Origin of the sequence: Kocuria sabuli (genome assembly GCF_040981185.1) — a bacterium.
GTDB lineage: Bacteria > Actinomycetota > Actinomycetes > Actinomycetales > Micrococcaceae > Kocuria > Kocuria sabuli.
The window spans coordinates 1-790 of sequence record NZ_JAVHZE010000067.1 but is presented as its reverse complement, the minus strand read 5'-3'; the positions used below and the strand labels follow the sequence as shown (position 1 = coordinate 790).

Sequence of the window (790 nt, the reverse complement as noted above, 5' to 3'; positions counted from 1 at the left end):
GAATTATTCCGGTAATACGAGGAAGTAAGCGGGCAGGTCTGTTCCAGGCTGTTCTCGGTGTAGCATTGATTGCTGGTGGTATAGCTCTTGGTCCAGCAGGTGCCGCACTGATTGGGAAGGGCGCTGCATTAAACATTGGCCTTGTTGGAGCATCAATGGCCTTGGGTGGAGTAGTCCAGTTACTTTCCCCGCAGGTATCAGGCCTGCGAATGCGTCAGGAACCTGATAACAAACCCTCCTATGCGTTTGGTGGTCCCGTTAACACGACAGCATCTGGCAATCCCGTTCCCCTGCTTTATGGGCAACGGGAAATTGGCGGCGCAATTATCTCCGCCGGGATTTATGCAGAAGATCAGCAATAGAGGCTCATATGAATAAAATTTTACTTATCGCTGCCCTGGAAGAGATTGCTAGTCGCGAGGGCCATGAACTTAACGGGCAGGATAAGCTGGTAATCCGCACTAAAACAGCTATGGTGTTGGCCGCTAAACAGCGGCACCGCCAACGCATGAAGTCTCCACCTTATCAGTGGCGTAAACCGGAAAACCCCAGACGATAAACAACCATTGATGCTTCAAGTTGCAGGAGCCTGTACTTAGGGCCGCAGCCGGGGTAACTTGTTTGAGTACTATCATGCTGCATCTTGAGGTTACTTGGGTTTACATACTACAAAATCAAGCATAGAAAGCTTAAAAAGGATCTGATAGTCTAAAAATGTTTTTAATTTAGGCTATTACACAGCAGAATAGGGATTTGTATGGCTGATATAAGAAGCAACTTGAAAAGTAAC

The 790-nt window shown here is 47.5% G+C and carries 1 protein-coding gene; it reads left to right on the top strand.

Features of this window, described 5'->3' with window-relative positions; genetic code table 11:
• On the top strand, positions 1 to 362 hold a 362-nt coding region (locus RE027_RS17895), incomplete at its 5' end, for a tail assembly protein (RefSeq protein ID WP_368809648.1).
• Between the last annotated feature and the right edge of the window lie 428 nt (positions 363 to 790).